This window comes from Parafilimonas sp., from assembly GCF_051953455.1.
GTDB lineage: Bacteria > Bacteroidota > Bacteroidia > Chitinophagales > Chitinophagaceae > Parafilimonas.
In genome coordinates this window covers 43,416-66,009 of sequence record NZ_JBQCIT010000036.1, presented here as the reverse complement: position 1 = coordinate 66,009, position 22,594 = coordinate 43,416, and the positions used below count along the sequence as shown (strand labels likewise).

Annotated in this window: 17 protein-coding genes and 1 tRNA gene; 9 read left to right on the top strand and 9 right to left on the bottom strand. The window is 38.9% G+C overall.

Features of this window, described 5'->3' with window-relative positions; translation table 11 throughout:
* Nucleotides 1-221: 221 nt before the first annotated feature.
* On the bottom strand, nt 222-617 hold the full coding sequence (locus ACTHN6_RS14360) for a YidH family protein (protein WP_440436458.1): 396 nt from the start codon (nt 615-617) through the stop codon (nt 222-224).
* 961 nt (nt 618-1,578) lie between these two features.
* On the opposite strand from ACTHN6_RS14360, the gene ACTHN6_RS14355 reads away from it, so the two are divergent.
* From ACTHN6_RS14355 to kdpA, 4 genes are all read left to right on the top strand, one after another.
* Nucleotides 1,579-2,604 carry a right-handed parallel beta-helix repeat-containing protein gene (locus ACTHN6_RS14355; protein WP_440436457.1) on the top strand — a complete coding sequence of 342 codons (1,026 nt, stop codon included), beginning with the start codon at nt 1,579-1,581 and terminating at the stop codon, nt 2,602-2,604.
* A gap of 271 nt (nt 2,605-2,875) precedes the next feature.
* Nucleotides 2,876-4,201: a sigma-54-dependent transcriptional regulator gene (locus ACTHN6_RS14350; RefSeq protein WP_440436456.1), complete on the top strand. Its 1,326-nt coding sequence runs from the start codon at nt 2,876-2,878 to the stop codon at nt 4,199-4,201.
* Between the two features lie 613 nt (nt 4,202-4,814).
* Nucleotides 4,815-4,898, top strand: coding sequence for a K(+)-transporting ATPase subunit F (kdpF, locus tag ACTHN6_RS14345; RefSeq protein ID WP_440436519.1), 84 nt, complete (start codon nt 4,815-4,817; stop codon nt 4,896-4,898).
* A 72-nt stretch (nt 4,899-4,970) separates the two neighbouring features.
* Entirely contained in the window at nt 4,971-6,689 is a 1,719-nt protein-coding gene (gene kdpA, locus ACTHN6_RS14340; protein ID WP_440436455.1) for a potassium-transporting ATPase subunit KdpA, read from the top strand.
* Nucleotides 6,690-6,721: 32 nt separating this feature from the next.
* On the opposite strand, the gene ACTHN6_RS14335 is transcribed toward kdpA, so the two are convergent.
* The gene (locus tag ACTHN6_RS14335; protein ID WP_440436454.1) at nt 6,722-7,081 is read right to left on the bottom strand and encodes a four helix bundle protein; all 360 of its coding nucleotides are present in this window, start codon (nt 7,079-7,081) and stop codon (nt 6,722-6,724) included.
* 74 nt (nt 7,082-7,155) lie between these two features.
* Here ACTHN6_RS14335 and kdpB point away from each other — a divergent pair, with 74 nt between their 5' ends.
* Complete coding sequence (gene kdpB, locus ACTHN6_RS14330) at nt 7,156-9,210, top strand: potassium-transporting ATPase subunit KdpB (protein WP_440436453.1); 2,055 nt, start codon at nt 7,156-7,158, stop codon at nt 9,208-9,210.
* A gap of 36 nt (nt 9,211-9,246) precedes the next feature.
* Here the strand turns inward: kdpB and ACTHN6_RS14325 are convergent, their stop codons facing one another.
* Nucleotides 9,247-9,618: a four helix bundle protein gene (locus ACTHN6_RS14325; RefSeq protein WP_440436452.1), complete on the bottom strand. Its 372-nt coding sequence runs from the start codon at nt 9,616-9,618 to the stop codon at nt 9,247-9,249.
* A gap of 96 nt (nt 9,619-9,714) precedes the next feature.
* Here ACTHN6_RS14325 and ACTHN6_RS14320 point away from each other — a divergent pair, with 96 nt between their 5' ends.
* The 3 genes from ACTHN6_RS14320 (at nt 9,715) to ACTHN6_RS14310 (ending at nt 13,382) form a co-directional block, all read left to right on the top strand.
* On the top strand, nt 9,715-10,284 hold the full coding sequence (locus ACTHN6_RS14320; RefSeq protein ID WP_440436451.1) for a K(+)-transporting ATPase subunit C: 570 nt from the start codon (nt 9,715-9,717) through the stop codon (nt 10,282-10,284).
* A gap of 306 nt (nt 10,285-10,590) precedes the next feature.
* A complete protein-coding gene (locus ACTHN6_RS14315; protein WP_440436518.1) occupies nt 10,591-11,694 on the top strand; it encodes a sensor protein KdpD in 1,104 nt (367 codons plus the stop codon).
* The gene (locus ACTHN6_RS14310; protein WP_440436450.1) at nt 11,694-13,382 is read left to right on the top strand and encodes an ATP-binding protein; all 1,689 of its coding nucleotides are present in this window, start codon (nt 11,694-11,696) and stop codon (nt 13,380-13,382) included. Before ACTHN6_RS14315 ends, ACTHN6_RS14310 begins: the two co-directional genes overlap by 1 nt.
* Nucleotides 13,383-13,620: 238 nt before the next feature.
* Here ACTHN6_RS14310 and ACTHN6_RS14305 read toward each other — a convergent pair.
* From ACTHN6_RS14305 to ACTHN6_RS14280, 6 genes are all read right to left on the bottom strand, one after another.
* Nucleotides 13,621-13,709, bottom strand: a tRNA-Ser gene (locus ACTHN6_RS14305).
* 174 nt (nt 13,710-13,883) lie between these two features.
* Entirely contained in the window at nt 13,884-14,795 is a 912-nt protein-coding gene (locus tag ACTHN6_RS14300) for a hydroxypyruvate isomerase family protein (RefSeq protein ID WP_440436449.1), read from the bottom strand.
* A gap of 131 nt (nt 14,796-14,926) precedes the next feature.
* On the bottom strand, nt 14,927-15,472 hold the full coding sequence (locus ACTHN6_RS14295) for a GNAT family N-acetyltransferase (RefSeq protein ID WP_440436448.1): 546 nt from the start codon (nt 15,470-15,472) through the stop codon (nt 14,927-14,929).
* Between the two features lie 61 nt (nt 15,473-15,533).
* Nucleotides 15,534-16,865, bottom strand: coding sequence for a Gfo/Idh/MocA family protein (locus ACTHN6_RS14290; protein ID WP_440436447.1), 1,332 nt, complete (start codon nt 16,863-16,865; stop codon nt 15,534-15,536).
* Nucleotides 16,866-16,875: 10 nt separating this feature from the next.
* Nucleotides 16,876-17,823, bottom strand: a complete 948-nt coding sequence (locus ACTHN6_RS14285; protein ID WP_440436446.1) for a formylglycine-generating enzyme family protein — start codon at nt 17,821-17,823, stop codon at nt 16,876-16,878.
* Between the two features lie 208 nt (nt 17,824-18,031).
* The gene (locus tag ACTHN6_RS14280; protein ID WP_440436445.1) at nt 18,032-18,943 is read right to left on the bottom strand and encodes an FAD:protein FMN transferase; all 912 of its coding nucleotides are present in this window, start codon (nt 18,941-18,943) and stop codon (nt 18,032-18,034) included.
* A 361-nt stretch (nt 18,944-19,304) separates the two neighbouring features.
* On the opposite strand from ACTHN6_RS14280, the gene ACTHN6_RS14275 reads away from it, so the two are divergent.
* Complete coding sequence (locus tag ACTHN6_RS14275) at nt 19,305-22,511, top strand: SusC/RagA family TonB-linked outer membrane protein (protein ID WP_440436444.1); 3,207 nt, start codon at nt 19,305-19,307, stop codon at nt 22,509-22,511.
* Nucleotides 22,512-22,594: the final 83 nt, after the last annotated feature.

Sequence of the window (22,594 nt, the reverse complement as noted above, 5' to 3'; positions counted from 1 at the left end):
TCACAATCCAGTACTTCAACCATCTGTACTATAAATGGTTTCTGCTTTAATAATAAAATACGTAGCAGCTATTAGCTGCTCTTTTTATAAAAATCAATTGAACCTAGTAGAAACAGGATGCATTACATATTGCTATTACGGGCCTGCAAAAAATGAAGGATCTTGTAAATAAAGTGATGAAGGGATAGTTACGGTACGCCCCTTTGTTGTTAAGCATTTCACTACCTGATATTAGGTAAGAGGTAAAAAATCAGCAGAATGGCACCAATCACTATGCCCAGCGTTACCAAAACAGAGAGCCAGCGGGATGGAAAATAAGCGTTACTATTAAGTTGCTTTTCTATATTCCGGTAGCGGATATAAGCAAATGTTGCCATGAGGGCGCCTAAAGCAACCATTGTTACTCCAATCACGGCAGAATAACCTTTTGCTGGTACTGGAACCTTTTCTCCAAGAGCGGCTGTGATTTGCCGTATAAAAAGCGCAAACTTCACAATGACAAATCCAAAACCCATCAGTGCTATGCTGGTTCGTATCCAGGCTAAAAACGTCCGTTCATTGGCAAGATAATCAGCAGGCCCGGCAGCCTTTTGATTCCTGTTTTCGCTTGTATCCATCAAGACTTTTTGATTAAAGTTGCAAACTTTTGCTACCACCTACAAATAAGATTGTAACGAAACCCAAAAAAAACACCGGCTGGATATTCAAAATAATCATCAGGCCGTATAAGCTGTCATTGAAGGCTTCATTATTTTTCTTCCAGGTATCCAGGAAATAACCATCGAACCTCCAGCAAACGCACCTTTATATTCCGGTAAAATTGAATAACAAAGCCTGTCAAAGAAAGCTAAATCATTGAAAGGAATAAATTCTGTAAATGGCGCTGGTGGTGGAATGGATATCGGTATTTCAATATCGTTCCGGTTTAGTAAAGATTTTTTTTAGAGCTTTATTGTAATCCCCTCCGCAATTTTCGGGTTGATTTTACATACATGAGGCGTTCCGGTGCTGCTGATCTTCCCTTGCATTATGGATATGTGCCCTAATGGCTGGCATTAATGAAAGTTAGTTGCATAGCTACAATTCTTTGCAATTTCATCATGCAATGGCGATTGTCAGCGGGACTTTATGTCACAGCGGTAATGGCATCTTTGTTGAATTAAGTTTTCCAAAATCAGTAATTGCAGCAGAAAATCCATGCTATCAAAGCTAATGTACCAAATTCTTCTTTCCCGAATCTCCTTCTTGTTATGCCATTGAATTAATAAGATGAGCAACCACATAATACATCTCCAACATGTTCAGGTGCGTGCAAAAAATGTTCAGTATCGGACAGTTTACCTGAATATTCATTTCTAAATCATTTAAAAACATGCATTTATGTCTTGGCATTTGCATTGTGATTTTATATTTAAAAATATTTTAAGACCGCATTTAAAAACCTTGTACAACACAGGATTTATTCCTTCATCAATTTGCAGGCTTAAACATAGGATTCGCCTGCGCCAGGCTCATTAGGTTATACGTAAAAGATGAAGTAAGTTTTAAAAGATGCAAACAATATTTAAATAAGAATAGATGAAGTATCTGTTTATGATAATAGCAGTTTTTTGTTCGGGTAAACACTTATCTGCACAAATATTATTTGTGGATGTAAACAGTGGTAAACCCTCTGCCAGGGGAACTAGGGAAGAACCGTTGTTAAGTATTGAAGATGCCGTTAACAGGGCAAATAAGTTTCAGGATAAGAAGGACGTTGTGATAAAATTAGCGCCGGGATTATATACGCTTACCCGCCCGTTATTGATTGAAGGTTCCGGGCTTGTAAATAATTACTCAATCGAAGCATTAATAATGCCTGACGACACGAACTGGTTACCCGTAAAAATGCCGGTAATACAAGTAACTGCAGACAGCAACAGGGCCGGAAAACTGCAGCACGCCAGCATTGCTATAGAGATTGAAAGAAATAACGTAAGTATAAAGGGAATTAAATTCTTAGGTAATCCTAATCCGTCATCAGAATATTTCTATGCAATTGAAAGAAAAGATAAAGCATTAAAAAACCTGGAGATTTCGCAATGCTATTTTATAGGCGAAAAAAATTCCGCTGCCATACAGGGGGCCATTTTTGCACAAGGGGAAGGTATTCATATCGATCACTGTATATTTTATAATTGCAAAAATGCAGTATTAAGTTTTTTAAACGTGAAAGATTTTTCACTGACTCATTCCATTATCTATGGCGCTTATGAAGCTGCATTTTGGTTTGGTTATGGGGAAGATGCCGGGCTTCCTTTCATATTTCGGAATAACATTATAGCCAACAGCAATTATGCTATCGTTGGCTATAAAGGTACACGGCAGAACTATATTTTTAGTAATTCGGTTTTTGCTGATAATAAATATTATTTAGGATTTAATGGTGACATAATTGAACCCGATACCTTAAATAAACCCACAGAAAATAATATTCAAAAAACCGGAAAGGTGATATTGAATGAAATAACCGCGGAAGGTATTCCGAAGAACTATTTAAATCCGTCATCAATTTCAACGGGTAAAGAGCTTAAGGCAGGAATTTTTATGAAAGATTTTAATTGATGATAATAAAAGCAGTAAACTTTATGATAGATATGGCGAAGTTGCAAGCTTTCCCGGGTTAGAGGGTTGTACCGGCTACTGCTTTATTCTCCTATAAGGTATTGTTTAGCGGAGCTATGCTCCTATTTTCGGATAATAGCCGCGGCCCTATTATAATGTTGCGGTATTATTTTCCCGCCAGGAGGTATGATTCTTTCACAACTAAAAGCATATCAGAAGATTTCCAGATGTTGGTATCTACCTTCATTTGTAATATATCATCTTTGCAATTATGAATGGAAATATCTTACTGATAGATGATGAGGAAAAGCTTCGCAGCCTGCTGTCACGGATAATAAGCCTTGAAGGCTTTACCGTTTTTCAGGCTGGCAATTTAAAATTTGCTGCTAAAGTTTTACAAAGGCAGGAATTTGATGTGATAGTATGTGATGTAAAACTTCCCGATGGCAGTGGCGTTGATTTTATTAAAGAGGTGAAAACAAAATACCCATCTTATGAAGTGATTTTATTAACAGCTTATGGAAATATACCGGATGGTATCAGGGCAATGAAAAACGGCGCTTTTGATTATTTATTAAAAGGGGATGATAATGATAAAATTATTCCATTGTTACATCAGGCTGTCAATAAAGCTATTCTCAATAAAAAAACATCTGTAAAGATTAAAGATCATACGGGCGGCTTCGAAAGAATTATAGGTAAAAGTGAATCAATACACCAGGCTATAGCTCTTGCCAAAAAAATATCAGCAACCGATGCTACTGTTTTACTTACAGGAGAAACAGGAACAGGTAAAGAAATTTTTGCAAATGCAATACATAACAGCAGTAAAAGAAGCGTCAAAGCATTTGTTGCCATTAATTGCAGTACTTTTTCAAAAGAGTTGCTGGAAAGTGAATTGTTTGGTCATTTACAGGGGGCGTTTACCGGCGCTGTTAAAGAAAAGAAAGGCCTAATTGAAGCAGCAGACGGAGGTACTTTATTTTTAGATGAAATTGGTGACATGAATATTGATTTGCAGGCAAAACTGTTACGTGTTTTGGAAAGCGGCGAGTTTATAAAACTAGGCGATACGAAGGCATCAAAAGTAAATGTTCGCGTTATTGCTGCCACAAATAAGGAACTAAAAAAATCTATTGAAGAAGCAACCTTCAGGGAAGATTTGTTTTATCGTTTAAATGTTTTTTCCATTCATCTGCCAGCGTTAAGACAACGGGTTGATGATATCCCCGCATTGGCAAATCATTTTATCAATATCTATGCACACGAAGAAAACAAAGGCAATATTCAATTAAGTAAAGAAGCTTTAAATCTCTTAAAGAATTATTCATGGAAAGGAAATATCCGGGAGTTGAGGAATGTGATGCAGCGGGCTGTTATTTTAGCAGATGATTCCATCCTGCCAGAGCACTTGCCTTACGAAATCCAAATACAAGACAATGCGCCTTCTTTAAAAAGCCTGAGCTTGATGAGTGTTGAAAAAAAACATATTCAAAAAGTATTACAGTATACAAAAGGCAACAAAACAAGAGCTGCGGAATATTTAGGAATCGGACTAACAACCTTATATAGAAAGTTGGAAGAATATCAACTATAGCACCCGCCTAACTTCTTCCTTTATGGAGGAAAAGAATAAACTGCAATTTTAGCCAGCAACTTCAAATTACTATGTGTTTATAAGTTCTTCCATTTAGGCAGGCCTGCCCAAAGGGATTCGGGATTGGACTTCACCCTTTCATTTTGAAAATATACCCTTTCAAAATGAAAGGGTTTTCTGTTTTGGTATATACAGGCTTTTGACAATTAAAAACCTGAAACCCTTATGCAGCACATGCTTCAGGCCTGTTAAAAAATTTACTTGTAAACAGGCACTTCTTTGGCACTACCACAAGCATGAAACCGTATGAACCACGTTTAAAAGATTTTCTGATCGTAGTAGGTGTTGCGATATTATTAACACTGATAGCGTTTATCATGCATAAACTACATTTTGATTAAGTATATGAAATGGAATTTGTTTAAAAACCGAATACATCCTGCAACCATTGTAGATGGTTTCATTTTAGGTATTGCAGTAGGCAGCAATCTTATCAAAATTATTATACATCAATAAAATAAAAATTATGCTATTACTTGAATGTTTCATCGGCGGCCTCATTTTATTCTGGCTTTGTTATAAATCAATTCAATTTTTTGATAAAATCTAAACCATGGTAAACAATATTCTATTAATCATTTCCATCGCGGTTTTTATTTACCTGTTATATGTATTAATAAAACCGGAAAAATTTTAGCAAGTGAATAGTGAGCAGTAAACGGTAAACTGCTCACTGCCTACTACTTACTGCTTACAAAAATTTATAATAATGAACTCTGAAATATTAGGTGTAATCATCACATTTTTACTAACCGTTTTATTAGCCATTCCACTGGGAAAATACATTGCAAATGTTTTCAGCGGAGAAAGAACGCTGATGGATTTTATGCATCCAATCGAACGTTTTATTTTTCGCGTTTGTGGTATCGATCCAACCAAAGGCATGAACTGGAAAGAATTTCTCAAAGCCATGCTCACCATTAATCTTGTATGGTTTGTGTATGGATTTTTTATGTTGGTGTTCCAGGATAAATTACCATTAAACCCTGACGGTAATCCAGGCCAAACCCCCGATCTTGCTTTTAATACTATTATTAGCTTTGTTGTAAACTGCAACCTCCAGCACTATTCAGGAGAAACGGGACTCACCTACTTAACCCAAACATTTGTTATTTGTTTTTTACAATTTGTAAGCGCTGCAACAGGCATTGCATGTTTGGTGGCCCTGTTCAATGCATTTAAAGAAAAAACTACCGGTAACCTCGGTAATTTCTGGAGCATATTTCTCAAATCAATTACAAGAATATTACTACCACTGTCGCTTATAGTGGCCGTTATCTTGGCATTCAATGGCACACCAACAAGCTATAAAGGCAAAGACACCATCGTAACCTTGCAGGGCGATACACAACATGTATCAAGGGGTCCTGCTGCAGGTATAATAGCCATTAAACAGCTTGGCACCAATGGAGGCGGATACTTTGGCGCTAACTCGTCGGTACCTTTTGAAAATCCGAATTACTTTACTAATATAGTTGAAGCCTGGAGCATCACCATAATATCCATCGCATTAATTTTTGCAATGGGTTATTATATCAACAGGCAAAAACTGGCCTGGCTAATCTTTGGTGTAATGACATGCTTCTACCTGCTTTTCGTTATCAACAACGTTTACTTTGAAACGCAGGGCAACCCTGAAATTACGAGGCTCGGCATAGCGCAGGCAACCGGTGCCATGGAAGGCAAAGAAGTGCGGATAGGCGCTGCTGCTACAGCATACTGGAGTGTTGCCACCACATCCACCTCTAATGGTTCTGTAAATGGTATGCACGATAGTTTGATGCCCTTGAGCGGTGGCGTTGTACTGCTGGACATGATGATTAACGCACTATATGGCGGCGTGGGTGTTGGCCTTTTAAACTATTTCATTTTTATCATCATTGCTGTATTTATTTCTGGTTTAATGGTTGGGCGAACGCCCGAATTTTTAGGCCATAAAGTAGAGGCCAAAGAAATAAAGATTGCAGCATTGGTCACATTGCTTTCAGCTTTCTTAATTAAAGCGGGAACTGCTTTTGCGGCGTACATGGTAGTACATCATGCCAATGCAAATTGGGCGGTTCAGCCTTCAGCATGGTTAAACAATCCCGGCTATCATGGCTTCAGCGAAATGCTATATGAATATACCTCGGCAAACGCTAACAATGGCAGTGGCTTTGAAGGGTTGGGTGATAATAATATTTGGTGGAACGTTACAACAGGCATTGTTTTATTGCTGGCAAGATTTCTTCCTATTATTGGTCCGCTTGCTATTGCAGGCTCACTGGCCGGTAAAAAATATATTCCCGAAACAGCCGGTACATTAAGAACAGACAGTGTAACGTTTGGTATAATGACGATTGCAGTTATCGTTATCGTTACTGCGTTATCCTATTTTCCACCGTTAGCGCTGGGCCCGATAGCCGAATACTTCAGCATGCATCATTAAAAGTAAACGGTTAGTAGTAAACGGTAAACGGTTTATTGCTGCGAATTAAGTTTTTTAATTAAACCAATTATAAGTTTTGAAATGTTTTCCAAAGTATTAAATAAAGAAGTAGATAAATCAATGATAATAAAATTGAGTGCAATTGATAATTCAAGTAATGTATCAATTTCACTTAATGAGCCTTCTGCTATATACAAGAATTGGATAAACTCTTTTTTCGACCTTCTTGCTGCACCTTCTGCAATATTTGTTGGAACAGATACTGCAGCTCTCCTGAGTTGTGACACTAATCCAAATTTTTCTTCTAAAGGAAATGAATTAGTAATTCGATATACTTCTTTAACAAGATTAAAGCTTTGTTTCCAGGCTTCAAGGTTTTTGTGTGGTTTCATAAACAAGTTTTATTCTAAAGATAGAAAAACAGTTTACTGCTCACTGCTTACAGCTCACCAAAAAATCAATTAAAATGTCAGACAAGCAATCAAATAAATTATTAGATGCTACTCAATTAAGAGGCGCTTTTAAAGAATCGTTTATAAAATTATCACCGCGTTACATGGTAAAAAACCCTGTAATGTTTACGGTTGAAATAGGCACACTGATTATGGCTGGTGTTTGTGTATGGATCGCTATGGGCGAAACATCGCAAGGCAGCTTAGCATACAACATAACCGTTACAGCAATATTATTTTTCACCGTTTTGTTTGCCAACTTTGCAGAAGCGATCGCCGAAGCAAGAGGCAAAGCACAAGCCGATAGTTTACGCAAAACAAGACAGGATACACCGGCGAAAAAAGTTTTAAGCGTAGGCGAAACATTTGTTGGCGAAATAAAAATCGTGTCATCATCAGCGCTTAAAAAAGGAGATGTATTTTTTTGCGAAGCCGGCGATACAATACCCATGGATGGTGAAATCATCGAAGGCATTGCAACGATAGATGAAAGCGCCATCACCGGTGAAAGCGCACCTGTAATTCGTGAATCCGGTGGTGATAAATCTTCAGTAACAGGCGGTACCAAAGTGTTAAGCGACAGAATTAAAGTGCGTGTTACAACAGAACCTGGTGAAAGTTTTTTAGATAAAATGATTGCATTGGTGGAAGGTGCATCACGACAAAAAACTCCCAACGAAATTGCATTAACCATCTTGCTGGCAAGTTTTACCATCATCTTCATTATTGTTTGCGTAACCTTAAAACCATTTGCAGATTATGCCAACACCAGCATCAGTATTGCCGCTTATATTGCTTTATTTGTTTGTTTAATTCCAACAACTATTGGCGGCCTGTTAAGTGCCATTGGCATTGCCGGTATGGACAGGGCATTGCGGGCCAACGTGATTACAAAAAGTGGTAAAGCAGTTGAAACAGCCGGTGATATTGATACATTATTGTTAGATAAAACAGGAACCATAACCATCGGTAACCGTAAAGCAACCAATTTTTGGGTTGAAAAAAACCAGGATGAAAAGAAATTCATAGAAGCCTGTGTGCTGGCATCACTGGCAGATGAAGCACCTGAAGGAAAGTCAATTATTGAGCTGGCCCAAACACAGGGTTTTGCAAAGCCTAACCTGGAGAAGAGCAAACCGCATTTTGTTGAGTTTACAGCCGAAACAAGAAGCAGCGGCATTGATATGCCGGGTATACAGATTCGCAAAGGTGCATTCGATGCCATCAAACATAAAGTTGAAAGCGCCGGTAATAAAATATCACCATTCATTATTGATAAAACAAAAGAAATAGCGGGCAATGGCGGAACGCCGCTGGTATTAAGTTTTAATGATGAAGCAACCGGTGTTATTGAACTGCAGGACATTATTAAACCGGGCATACAGGAACGTTTTGAACGCTTACGCAAAATGGGTGTAAAAACAGTGATGGTTACGGGTGATAATCCGCTAACGGCAAAATTCATTGCAGAAAAAGCCGGGGTTGATGACTTCATTGCTGAAGCAAAACCTGAAGACAAAATGAACTACATCAAACAAGAGCAAACAGGTGGTAAACTGGTAGCGATGATGGGCGATGGAACCAACGACGCACCAGCTCTTGCACAAGCTGATGTGGGTGTTGCCATGAACAGCGGCACACAGGCTGCAAAGGAAGCAGGCAATATGGTTGATTTGGATAACGACCCAACAAAATTGATTGAAGTGGTTGAAATAGGAAAACAACTTTTAATAACAAGAGGTACCATCACAACCTTCTCCATTGCTAATGATGTGGCTAAATATTTCGCCATCATCCCGGCTTTATTCATTGTATCAATTCCTTCGTTAAATGCATTAAACATTATGCATCTAACAAGTCCGCAAACAGCCATTTTATCAGCGGTTATCTTCAATGCCATCATCATTCCGATGCTTATACCGCTTGCATTGCGCGGTGTTGCGTATAAACCTATTGGGGCCAGCGCATTGTTAAGAAGAAACTTATTCATATATGGTTTAGGCGGCATAATAGTTCCGTTTATCGGCATCAAGCTGCTTGATATGTTGATAACGGTTTTTATAAAATAGTGAGATGTGAAAAGTAAGAAGTGAGATGTTATTAATTCAAGCTTCGCTTTTATATCCAAGGCTTTTCATTAATCCAAAAATTAATTTTCCAATGACATCAAGTTTTATTAATAATTCATCTGTTAATTCTGGTTGTATAAGTTTTAAATCTCTAGATAACAACAATAGTGTGTCAACTTCACTAATTGAACCTAATGCTATGCTAAGAAAATTTATAAATTCTTTCTTAGATTTTCTTCCTGCGCCTTCTGCAATATTTGTTGGAATAGAAACAGAAGCTCTTCGCAGTTGTGAAGTCAATCCAAATTTTTCAGATGAAGGAAATACCTCGGTAACAAAATATATTTCTTTCACAAATTCAAAACTAAGTTTCCATGCATCAAGTTTTTTATGTGGTTTATCAGGCATGAAAAATATTTTACTAAAGATAGAATTTCATTTAACATCTTACTTCTCACATCTCTCAAAAAACATTTTACTTCTTACATCTAACATCTCACAATTATGAAACAATATATTCTTCCTTCAATAAAACTCACAGTTGTATTACTGGTATTATGCTCGGTGCTATATCCTTTATTGGTTTCCGGCATTGGCAGGCTTACACCTGGCGGCGGCGATGGTGAAACCGTTAAAGTAAATGGTAAAGTAGTAGGTTATGCAGCTGTCGGGCAAAAATTTACAGCTGATAAATATTTCAATACACGTCCCTCTGCAGTTGATTATAATGCAGCAGGATCAGGCGGTTCAAATAAAGGTCCTTCAAATCCTGATTATTTAAAAACTGTGCAGGATAGAATCGATACCTTCTTAGTACACAATCCGGGCGTAAACAAAAAAGATATTCCGGCAGAATTAGTTACAGCCTCCGGCAGCGGCCAGGATCCTGACTTATCGCCTGCTGCCGCAAAAATTCAAATTAAGCGCATCGCATCAATAAGACATATTGATGAAAGTAAACTCAACACTTTGGTTGACGAACATACAGATGGCCCGTTGCTTGGTTTGTTTGGCCCATTAAAAGTGAATGTGTTGAAATTAAATATTGCGTTGGATAAATTATCTGAACCATGATTTATTTGATTTGAAATCTGCAGGATTTAACTTAATGCAGAGACTTTAGTATTTAATACAACATGAATTCGGAGATTTATTTCGGTCATTTTGATTTTTAATTGTCTCAATGAAGCTTCGCATTCTCCTGTCGTAGAAATGACATTGATATTCGAAATGTTTATATTAATTGAAACTCTCTGAACGTCATGTCGAGGTAACGAGACATCTCTTGAATTTGATAAAAGATTGAAACAAGTTGAATAGTATAATTAATCAGGTGAATCCTAAAATCAGATAAATCCCGGTTTAGACAATTAAAAAAAGATCATCATCGAAAACATTGCATCACATACTAAAAAAGGCAACCTGAAAATTTACATTGGCATGAGTGCTGGTGTTGGTAAAACCTATCGCATTTTGCAGGAGGCTCATGCATTGCAACGCAACAACGTAAATGTAAAAATTGGTTTGGTTGAAACGCATGGAAGAAAAGAAACGCAGGATTTGCTTGAAGGTTTATCTGTTATTCCACGTAGAGAAGTTTTTTATAAAGGAAAAAGATTAGACGAACTGGATGTAAATGCAATTTTGTTATTGCATCCCGATGTTGTGATCGTTGACGAGCTTGCGCACTCCAATATTCCCGGCAGTAAAAATGAAAAACGCTGGCAGGATGTGCTGGATATTATTGATGCCGGCATTAATGTGATTACTGCCATCAATATCCAGCATATTGAAAGCATCAATAACGAAGTAAAGCAAATAACAGGTGTTGATGTACAGGAACGTGTGCCCGATAAAATATTACAGCTTGCAGATGAAGTGGTGAATATAGATTTGCCTGCAGATGAATTAATAGCCCGTTTAAAAGAAGGTAAAATTTATGATCATACAAAAATTCAACAGGCGTTAACCAACTTTTTTCAACCCGAAAAAATATTACAGTTAAGGGAACTGGCCTTAAAGGAAGTGGCCGGCCAGGTTGAACGCAAGGTAGATTATCAAATAACGGCTAAACAAACACCTTTCCGGCACGAACGTTTTTTAGCCTGCATTTCTTCCAATCATAAAATTGCGCAACGCATTATTCGTAAAACTGCCAGGCTGGCCTCCTATTACAACAGTAAATGGTTTGTTTTATATGTGCAAACATCAAAAGAATCTGCAGATAAAATACAACTGGCAGCGCAAAGGCATTTAATCAATAACTTTAAAAATGCTACAGAGCTCGGCGCCGAAATCATTCAAAAAAAAGAGAATAATATTGCTGCAACCATTATTGAAACTGCGATAGAAAATAATATTACCACCATCTGCCTGGGCAAACCGCATTTAAATCTGCTGCAGGTAATATTAAGAACAGGTATATTTAATCAGTTGCTTAAAACACTTTCAAAAAATAATATTGACATTGTTATTTTATCCTGATGGCAATTACAGTTAAAAAGAAGATATGGTACGGAACTGCTTTTTTGTTCCTGCTACTGCTGTTAACAGGCGTCTTTAGCATTTATTACCTCGGGCGGTTAAAAAATGATGCCAAGCGTGTATTGCAGGATAATTATGAAAGTCTTTCGTATTGCCATAATATGCAAAAAGCCCTTAACAGCATTGAGGCTGGCCTTACACAATCCAGAGATAGTTTTGAGCTGAACCTGGAAAAACAGGAAAACAATGTAACCGAACCCGGTGAAAAAAAAGTAACCGATTCATTACGCGCTACCTTTAATAAAATAAAAAACGGCGACACTGTAAAACAGCAACTTAATATAGCTGAAATGCAGCTGCAGCAAATATTACAGCTAAATATGCAGGCCATTCAATATAAAAACAACACGGCGCAAAAATCTGCTGATAAAGCTTTTACGATTATTTCTTTATTAAGTGGTTTGGTATTTTTAATTGCATTTTCTTTCCTGCTCAATTTTCCATCCATAGTTACAAAACCTATTCTTCGGTTTACGGAATCAATTAAAGAAATTTCCAATAAAAATTATGCGCACCGCATTCACCTTGATAATAAAGATGAGTTTGGAAAACTGGCAGATGCCTTTAATGAAATGGCGGCGCGGTTACAATATTTTGAGAACAGCAACCTGAATAAACTGATGTTTGAAAAAAGCCGCGCAGAAAGCGTAATTAACAGTTTAAGAGATGCGAGCATAGGGTTAGATAAAAATAGTGTGGTCTTATTTGCGAATGAGCAGGCTTTGCAGTTACTTAATATGCGTAATGAAGATATTGTCGGTAAAAAAGCAACTGATGTGGCTGAAAGAAATGATCTTTTTAAATTCTTGATGGAAAACAATTCATCAGCACCGTTTAAAATAGTTATTCAAAACCGGGAAAACTATTTTATAAAAGAAGTTATCGATGTAGCGCAAAATGAAATGCAAAGCAAAGTGATTGTTGCAAAAAATATCACCTCGTTTAAAGAACTTGATGAAGCAAAAACCAACTTCATCGCCACTGTTTCCCATGAATTAAAAACACCTTTAGCGGCATCGGATTTTAGTTTGAAATTGCTGGGAGATGAGCGCACGGGAAGGTTATCAAACGAACAAAAAGAGCTGATTAAAAATCTCAAAGAGGATAACCTGCGTATGCTAAAAATTCTGAGCGAATTGTTAAATATGGGGCAGGTTGAAGCGGGAAGAATTCAATTAAGCTTAAAAGAAGTTCATCCAAAAAAGATTATTGAAAGCGCAATAAAAGCTGTTGAAACCCATGCAAAAGAAAAGAACATCAGCATTCGGGATTATGTCGAAGACAACCTGCCTTTAATAAAAGTTGATGAGGATAAAACAATATGGGTACTTAATAATTTTCTAACTAACGCAATTAAATACTCATCAGAAAACAGTTCAATAGAAATAGCTGTTTATAAAAGAGCGGATAGTATTGTTTTTTCGGTGAAAGATTATGGTAAAGGTATTGCACAGGAATTTCAGCCTAAATTATTCGATCGCTATTTTAAAGTACCTGGCAGTGATGAAAGAGGAACCGGGTTAGGACTTGCCATTTCCAAAGAGTTTATCGAAGCACAAGCGGGAAAAATTTGGCTGGAAAGTGAGTTGGGTAAAGGATCAACCTTTAGCTTCTGCCTACAGGCGTGATTTACCGTTACTTTTCTGAATATACCCTTTTAAGCTTTATGCTTGCCGCCGGCAAAACTGCCAGCGGATACTGATTATCATCCGTTTACAAAGAAAAAGGTACCCCGTTTTTCAAATTTTGTCAGGAGTCCCTTTTTAGTCCCTTTTTTTGGAGCTTTCTGACAAAGTAGGAAAAATAAAAAAGCCTGTAAATCAATTGATTTACAGGCTTTTGATTCGTTTGGACTTCTGTTTCCAGCGGTGAGGGAGGGATTCGAACCCTCGGTACAGAGTTACCCGTACGGCAGTTTAGCAAACTACTGATTTCAGCCACTCATCCACCTCACCTCCTTTAAAAGGACGGCAAAAATAAGTGTTAAACACAAATAACCAAATTCAATTCACAAGCTTTTAAAACTTCTAACTAACCAACCTTTCAACTTGCTTTATTCGTCCACATATTCACGGGTTTATTCCCCAATTCCTAATTCCTGCCTTTCAACTAATCAACCAATCATCTCTCTATGTAAAATCATCTGCATCTCTGTACGCCTTCACCAGCGCCGCTTCACCCTCTTTGCCTGGTTTGGAAATGCCATGCTCCATGCCCATCACCCCTTTATAGCCTTTATCATAAATATGCTTAAAAATATTTTTGTAATTCATTTCGCCGGTACCGGGCTCTTTGCGGCCGGGATTATCACCAATCTGGAAATAAGCAATCTCACTCCAGCAATCATCTATCTGGCGAATAATGTCGCCGCGGTTACGCTGAATGTGATACATATCGTATAATATTTTGCAGGAAGGACTGTTCACCGCCTTGCAAATCATATAGGTTTGTTCAATATCGCGCAAAAACAAATCAGGCGTATCACTTAACGATTCCAGCACCATGATTAAGCCGGCAGGTTCCAGTATTTCTGCACCTTTGCGCAAAGCCTCTATTACGTTAGCGGTTTGCATGTCAACCGATTTATGCCTGTCAAAATCACCAGGCACCACGGTAACCCAGGTGGCATTTACGCGTTTGGCGGCGTCAACCGCCTGGCGGCATCCTTTCAAAAAGATATCAACGTATTCCTGCTTGCCCGATGCCAATGTATTGGCGCCATTGCCACCTTTGTCCACCACAAATACACCCATCTTCATTCCCAGTTTGGCAAGTGTATCGCCAATTTTCTGTTGCATGCTTTCCGGGCGGCTGGTAAGGCCATTGTCTTCAATAGATCTGAAGCCCAGGTCGTAGGCATACTTTATCTGGTCAATAAAATCGTTGCCGGCGCTGTTTTTAAACATGCCATCATGTATGCCATAATTTAAATGAAATGGTGCATCGGCGGCCACGGTTTTTGATTGCGCTTTCACTGCCGATGATGTTATTAAGGCAGCTCCCGCAAGTGCCGATTGCTGCATAAAATGTCTGCGTTGCATTTGTTGATTGATTTAATATGAAAACAGCAAGCTGTTTTTTGAAATAATTTGTGTTGCCGGCTAATGAAGTTATGGCATCGTCCCTTGTGTCACTCCCTTGTGCTCCAAAACTTTTTTCAGCAGGGGAGGAGTTAGCCTGATATGATACCGGCCGGTTTTTCTTTCCAGATCCTGAAAATGTTTACTTCGTTGTTTTTATACAATGTTGTTTTATCAATGCGCATCCCCACTTTTACCGCCACATTCTCCGACGGCTTATTGGTAAGGCTGATAATTGAAATTAATGAAGGTGAAAGATTATTTCTGAAAGCATAATTTCTGCAGTGTAATGCAGCTTCTGTTGCATAACCCTTATGCCAGAACGCCGGGAGCAGTGAATACGCAATCTCAAGTTCATCAATATCATCCACTTTTTGTTTCAGCAAACCGCAGTGGCCTGCAAGTTTATTGGTTGCTTTTTCAACCAATGCATTCATGCCGCCTTCATTATTTGCATACCGTTCAAATTGCCTGTTATACCATTTCCGGCATTCGGTTCCGGCATCTTCTTTTTCAGCCTTCCAATACTTTGATGTTTCCGGGTCTTTAAAAAATGATAACCATTCATCATAATCATCCAAACTTATTAACCTGAAGGCAAGCCTTGAAGTTTCCTGTCCATCAAGCAAATAAATCATGGCTGATTATCTCATTAAAAGACTGGCGCAGTTTAAAAATACTGAGCCAGCCTCATGAATTTTATGCAAAATATCTTGTTACGCCCGGTATGGCTGCGGCATACATGCCATTTGCATCCGGTTTAACGGGTGGCACTGTGTCAAAAGAGAATGTGGAAGGCATAATATTTATACCTGAATTTATAGCCTGGTCCCATTCAACTACCTGGCCGGAATAAGTGGCCATACGGCCGAGGATAGAAGTCATCGTGCTTTTTGCGCCACGTTCTGCATCCCAGAATTTATAATCGCCTTTGGCAATGGCCGCAAACAATTCATCGTGTTCATTCTGGTAAGGCTGGTTTTCCTTCATTTTATCAAACTGGTAAATCAATTTGCCTTTGTTGTCTGAGATATTAGCGGCATCGCAAAATACTTTTCCCTTTGTGCCGATAAGTAGTTCATCCACTTTGCTCATAGTGCCTTTCTGATGGCGGCACTGGCTGTTTAATATAGTGCCATCTGCATAATGAAATTCTACAAAATGATGGTCGAATATTTCGCCGTAATCTTTTCCAACCCTTACTTCCCGGCCACCCATGCCCTGCGCCCGAACGGGATAAGCATTTTTGGCCCAGTTTATTACATCCAAATTATGAATATGCTGTTCGGCAATATGATCGCCGCAAAGCCACACAAAATAATACCAGTTGCGCATCTGGTATTCCATTTCGGTCCAGCCGGCCTGGCGCGGATGCACCCAAACGCCATCGTTATTCCACCATGCCTGCGCAGATGTTATATCGCCAATAGCCCCATCCTGCACCCGCTTCATTAATTCGCGGTAAGAAGTTTGGTAACGGCGTTGCAGGCCCACGACAACATTTCTTTTCTGCGCTTTGGCTTTTTCTGCTGCTGCCAATACCCTTTGTATGCCTGCCGGGTCGGTTGCCACTGGTTTCTCCATAAACACATGTTTGTTTTGGTTTATGGCTTCTTCAAAATGAATGGGCCTGAAGCCCGGCGGTGTTGCAAGAATTACCACATCGGCCAAAGCAATGGCATGTTTATAGGCATCAAAACCTATGAACTTATTTTCTTCTTTTACCTGCACACGGTCTTTCTTTTCTTCCAGTGCTTCAATAATATTATTATAACTGTTGTCAAGCCTGTCTTTAAAAGCATCGGCCATAGCTACCAGCCGCACATTTTGTTTGGTGCTCAGGGCTTGTGTGGCAGCGCCTGTGCCTCGGCCGCCGCAACCAATTAATGCAATTTTTATAACATCATCAGCGCCTGAAAAATAATTGGCGCCTGATATGAGCGGAGCTGCCATTAACCCGCCGGCTACAAGAGAAGTGGTTTTCAGAAATTCCCTCCTGCCGGTTTGTTTTTGGTTTACATCGTTAGTCATTGTTTAATATTTATTTTAATGAAAGAAGTTGCGTAAAGAATTGGTTAACCTCATCTGCAGAAGGTTGTTTAACGGGCCGCACAATACGAAACCCGATGAACGGCGCATCGGCATTCCACCACTTGCTGCGCGGAATTTGAGGGTCGCGGGCATTCCATTTTAAATCCGATTTTAAACGGGCTGCCGGGCGAAGTTTATCTGCAGCATACTTAAATGTTCCTCCCTTTAAAGTGATTGGATGTTTGCTCGTTGGTTTTAGCCAGGGGTTATCAACATCAGACTTTATTGCTTCAAAATAGTTTTCTTTATACTGATCCATTGTCCACTCGGCTACATTGCCCAGCATATCATATAAACCGAAAGCATTGGGCTTTTTGCCCATTACTTTATGGTATTTGTTTTCGCTGTTACCGGCATACCACGCATAATCGCCTAACTGCTTGTCATCATTCCCAAAAAAATAAGCTGTTTCACTTCCCGCACGTGCCGCATATTCCCATTCGGCTTCGGTGGGCAGGCGATAAAAAACACCTGTTTTTTTATACAGCCATTTGCAATACATCAGTGCGGCATACTGGCTCATACTGTTGGCAGGAAAGCCGCCTGCTTTGCCCATGCCCAAAGTGAAATCAATATAAGGCGGGCTGGGACGGGTAATGCCATCGGGCTTTGGCGCTTTATCTGCCTGCTCATCGGCAAATAAAATATATTCATCGTAGGTTACTTCATGCTCTTCCATCCAGAAAGGATCCACCGTAACTTTTGTTGCGGGGCCTTCATCTGTATTGCGGCCTTTTTCACCGGCTTTACTTCCCATAACAAAACTGCCACCTGTAACCGGCATCATTTTAAATGAAACATTGGTTCCGGGAATGGTTTGTTCGTAAGGCACAAAAGAGGTATCATTAACGGGCTGTAATGCCAGGCCAAGAAAAAAAATTAAGCAATCAGCAATCATCTATGGGACTTTAATAAGTTGGTTGAGTTAATAAAAAAATATCATCGTTAACTATCGGTCTGACGCTTTCAAATCGTAAAAAAATATTTAAGCGGTTTCCTGAAGCGTCTGACCGTTATTCAGGATCAATCTTAATCAAATAACCCAAACAGTTCTATTTTTTTACAGAAATTTTTAGCTAATAAGAAACGTCAGACCGACTATTGTTTCAAAAATAATAAGTTTTAAAAAGAACGGAACTTTTCTTTTTTATTTTCCCGTTTTTATTTTCTGTAATTAATATGGCGGCGCCTTTACATTTTTTAATCAAGCGCATGCTTTGTTTAACTGATAAAACACTGCACGCTGTAGAAAGCCAGTCAGCCGTTGTGCCATCCGGCGCAATCACCGTTACATTTCTTTGATGTGTTACGCCAATGCCTGTTTTGGGATCTACTATATGCGAATACTTTTTTCCGTTGAGTTCTACGTATTGGTAAATATCGCCCGATGTGGAAACGGCCATGTTTTGCAATGCCAGCATTTGCGGCAAAATATCATTCTTTTCTTCCGGCTGGTTAATGCCAATAAACCAGCCTTTCTGATCAGCAGGCGCCTGAGTCATTACAATGTTACCGCCTGCATTTACCATAGCGCTGGTAAAACCATTTTGTGTAATCAAATCCAGGGCTGCCTGGGCCACAAATCCTTTCCCCAATCCGCCAACATCTAACAGCATACCTTTTTTCTCCAGGTAAACAGCATGCTTTGCAGTATCTAAATGAATATACCTGTAACCCACTTTTTGCAAAGCTGATTGTAAAGAATCCTTGTTTGGAAATGTTTTGGACTTTCTTGCCTGCCGCCAGAGTTTAACTACAGGGCCGATAGTAATATCATAAGCGCCTTTGCTTAACCCCGCTGCTTCCTGTGCCTGTTGAATTATATGGAATAATGGCTGAGATACCGGCACGTAATTATTTTTTCCGGCAGTGTTGCTTAAGCAGTTTATTTCACTGCTGTCAATATAATCGCTTAATATGTTATTTAATGTATCAGCAAGCAGAAATGCCTTTGCAACAACTGCGGCAGCTTTTACAGAATCGTTTGTAAAAATTGTAATAGTGAAAGGGGAACCCATTTTGGGCTGCTCAAATATAAATTTTTGCTGAGCATTAAGCCGAACAGAAAAAAAAACATATATGATTATAATACAATAACTTCTAAGCATAATTAGGCCGCAAATACCATTTTATAAAATAAAAGTGAAAATAACATTTAATTTTTTTTGTTTCTTTTAACACATCTTTTATATTTGACCCGAAATTCTGAATGATTGGCCTATTGCAGGAGCGCATGAGCATAAGAATCTTAATCCGAAAAGTTTAAAACCGCTTTTCAAAAACAAGTAAGAAAAAAAATTAACGCTTTTCTGGTAGCTGACCTGCTATCCAATGATACTGTATTGCTATATAAAACCAACAAAAAAGTCAACACGCCACATGAAACATTTAATTCTTCGAAAAACAAGAGCGGCTCTGGTTTTTTCCTGTTTTTTAATTTTGATCACAACAAAATTGCATGCACAAGACTTATCTGTAAGCGGTAAGGTTGTGAACGAAAAAGCTGAGCCGGTACCTAATATTTCTATATTGGTAAAAGGTACCTCCACTGGTGTTACATCGGATGAAAACGGAAATTATTCCATACGCGTACCCGATAGTAATGCCGTATTAACTTTTTCAGCATTAGGTTACGAAACTTATGAAGTTAAGGTTGGCAATCAATCTACCATTAATGTTAGCTTAAAAACTGCTGAGGCTGGCTCGTTAAGTGATGTAGTGGTGGTAGGTTATGGTACACAAAAAAAGGCGACCGTTACAGGCGCTGTGGTAGAAGTAAAGGGAAATGAACTTTCAAAATCTCCTACAGCTAACTTATCAAATACGCTTGCCGGCCGTTTACCCGGCATTACAACTGTGCAGGCAAGTGGTGAGCCTGGATATGACGGTTCCGCCATTCGTGTGAGGGGTGTAAATTCTTATGGTAATAGTGACGCGTTGATTGTAATTGACGGGATACCTGGCAGGGCAGGTGGTTTGGATAGAATTAATCCGCAGGATATAGAAAGTGTTTCTGTTTTAAAAGACGCAGCTGCAGCTATTTATGGTTCCAGGGCAGCTAACGGTGTTATTTTGATAACCACCAAAAGGGGAAAATCAGGTAAACCTACTGTGTCAGTTGATTTTAATTATGGGCTAGGCCAACCTACCCGTACACCAGAAACGGCTACCGCACCGGAATATGCTACTATTCGCAATGAACTTACTATATATGATAATGTTCCTGCTGCAGAATGGCAGGCTGCATATGATGCATTCCAGACCACCGGTGTTTATACCACTAACAGCGGTGCAGAAATTGCTGCTGTATATACAACCGAAGAAATTGAAAAATTTAAAAATGGATCTGATCCGCTGCATTATCCCAATACGGATTGGTACAAAGCCTTATTAAAAACCTGGGCGCCTCAAACCAAAACGAATGTTCAGATAAGCGGCGGTAGTGAAAATATCAAATACCTGGCTTCACTCGGGTATACAGACCAGGATGGTTATTATAAAAACTCTGCCACAGGCTATAAACAATATGATATAAGATTGAATGTAGATGCCCGTATAAATAAATTTATTACTACAACTATTGGTATTTTAGGCCGTGAAGAAAGACGGTCTTTTCCAAATGGTGGCGGTGCCGGAGATATATTTAGGATGACTATGCGTGGCAAGCCAACAGAAATTGCCGTTTGGCCTGATGGACGACCCGGGCCGGATATTGAGAATGGACAGAACCCCGTTGTGATTGCAACAGATGCTACAGGCTATATACATGATTATCGCGATTATTTTCAAACCAATGGAAAAGTAGAAATACAGATTCCCGGCGTGGAAGGGTTGAAAGTTACCGGTACAGCTGCCGTTGATAAACTTTCCAGAACGGATAAGTCGTGGCAAAAACCCTGGACGCTTTATTACTGGGATGGTTCAACCTATGAAGATGATGGTAAAACACCTTATTTAACCGGTTCAGTTCGTTCCACATTTACCGATCCAAGATTATCACAGGACGCATCACAGGAACTTTCTGTTAACCTGGTAGGCACAATAGAATATGCTCATACCTTCGGCGAAGGCCACGCCCTTACTGCGCTGGCGGGTGTTCAGAGAGAAACTGTAAACGGCGAAGGGTTTAATGCTTTTAGAAGGTATTTTATCTCCCCCACTATCGATCAACTTTTTGCCGGTGGCAACATTGCCCAAACCATAGGAAATACCGGGTTATATAAAAGAGCACGCTTAAGCTATTTTGGGCGCGTTGGTTATAACTATCAAGAAAAATACATAGCAGAATTTTTATGGCGGGAAGATGGTTCTTATCTTTTTCCTGAACAAAGCCGCTTTGGTTTCTTTCCCGGGCTGTCTGCCGGATGGGTAATTACCAAAGAAAAATTCTTTCAAGATGTGAATTTCTTCTCCAACCTTAAATTGAGGGCTTCTTGGGGACAAATGGGCGCTGAACCATACTATCCGGGCGGGACGGCCTTGGCTGAATACCAATATCTGTCAACTATGTCTTATGGTACATACATAGTTGATCAACAGGTTGTGAAATCATTAATGGAAAATGTTGTACCCAATAAAGATTTTACATGGGAGTTAGCCAACAATTATGATATTGGCCTCGACGCATCTATGCTTCAAAACAGGTTGAGTTTTGAATTCGATTTCTTTTATAATAAACGGTCCCGAATACTTACCTATTTAGGCGGATCAATCCCGCAAAGTTCAGGTATCACAGATAAGTTGCCTCCGGTTAATTTCGGAAAAATGGTGAATAGGGGTGGTGAATTTAAAATTACCTATAGTGACCGTATAAACGATTTCAACTATTCTGTTAGCGTAAACGGCAGCTATGCGAAAAATAAAATACTTGAGTGGAATGAAACACCCGGCGCTCCCGTTTACCAGCATTCCACCGGAAATCCATATAACTCTTTTCTTATCTACCTGAATGATGGTGTGTTTGCAAGCCAGGATGAAATTGATAAAAACACTATTGATTACAGTGCTATAACGGGTAACCTGTTGCCTGGTGATTTAAAAATAAAAGATTATAATGGTGACGGGAAAATTAACGCAGATGACCAGGTTCGGCAGCAAAAAACAAATATTCCCATGTTCACAGGAGGGTTTAATATAAATCTCCAGTACAAAAATTTTGATTGTACTATACTGTTTCAGGGAACGATTGGTGCACTACAGTATATTGGAAGAACAGAATCTGGTGATATAGGAAATTTCCTGGAATGGTCGTATGATCATCGTTGGACAATTCCTGATCCCAGCAGTAAAAATCCCCGGTTAACCAACAGGCAAAACAGATACTACAGCGGTGGTTCTGCCTGGAACAATGATTATTTTCTGCGTCCAAATGATTATTTGAGAATTAAGAATGTTGAAATTGGTTATTCCTTGTCTGATAACATGCTTAAAAGATACGGTATTAGCAATTTTAGAATATATGCAAGTGGATTAAATCTTGTCACCTTTGATAAGATAAAAATCTGGGATCCGGAAGCTACTACTCAGAACGGACAGTATTATCCTCAATCAAGAATCATAAGCGGTGGAATTAGAGTAACCTTTTAAAATCAATTATAATGAAAAAATCACTATATAAAATACCTCTGTTTCTTATTTTAATATCGACAATAATAGCTTCCTGTAAAAAA

Coding starts and splice junctions, on each gene's coding strand:
- ACTHN6_RS14360 (WP_440436458.1), bottom strand. CDS start 617: ATGGATACAAGCGAAAACAGGAATCAAAAGGCTGCCGGGCCTGCTGAT.
- ACTHN6_RS14355 (WP_440436457.1), top strand. CDS start 1,579: ATGAAGTATCTGTTTATGATAATAGCAGTTTTTTGTTCGGGTAAACAC.
- ACTHN6_RS14350 (WP_440436456.1), top strand. CDS start 2,876: ATGAATGGAAATATCTTACTGATAGATGATGAGGAAAAGCTTCGCAGC.
- kdpF (WP_440436519.1), top strand. CDS start 4,815: ATGGTAAACAATATTCTATTAATCATTTCCATCGCGGTTTTTATTTAC.
- kdpA (WP_440436455.1), top strand. CDS start 4,971: ATGAACTCTGAAATATTAGGTGTAATCATCACATTTTTACTAACCGTT.
- ACTHN6_RS14335 (WP_440436454.1), bottom strand. CDS start 7,081: ATGAAACCACACAAAAACCTTGAAGCCTGGAAACAAAGCTTTAATCTT.
- kdpB (WP_440436453.1), top strand. CDS start 7,156: ATGTCAGACAAGCAATCAAATAAATTATTAGATGCTACTCAATTAAGA.
- ACTHN6_RS14325 (WP_440436452.1), bottom strand. CDS start 9,618: ATGCCTGATAAACCACATAAAAAACTTGATGCATGGAAACTTAGTTTT.
- ACTHN6_RS14320 (WP_440436451.1), top strand. CDS start 9,715: ATGAAACAATATATTCTTCCTTCAATAAAACTCACAGTTGTATTACTG.
- ACTHN6_RS14310 (WP_440436450.1), top strand. CDS start 11,694: ATGGCAATTACAGTTAAAAAGAAGATATGGTACGGAACTGCTTTTTTG.
- ACTHN6_RS14300 (WP_440436449.1), bottom strand. CDS start 14,795: ATGCAACGCAGACATTTTATGCAGCAATCGGCACTTGCGGGAGCTGCC.
- ACTHN6_RS14295 (WP_440436448.1), bottom strand. CDS start 15,472: ATGATTTATTTGCTTGATGGACAGGAAACTTCAAGGCTTGCCTTCAGG.
- ACTHN6_RS14290 (WP_440436447.1), bottom strand. CDS start 16,865: ATGACTAACGATGTAAACCAAAAACAAACCGGCAGGAGGGAATTTCTG.
- ACTHN6_RS14285 (WP_440436446.1), bottom strand. CDS start 17,823: ATGATTGCTGATTGCTTAATTTTTTTTCTTGGCCTGGCATTACAGCCC.
- ACTHN6_RS14280 (WP_440436445.1), bottom strand. CDS start 18,943: ATGGGTTCCCCTTTCACTATTACAATTTTTACAAACGATTCTGTAAAA.
- ACTHN6_RS14275 (WP_440436444.1), top strand. CDS start 19,305: ATGAAACATTTAATTCTTCGAAAAACAAGAGCGGCTCTGGTTTTTTCC.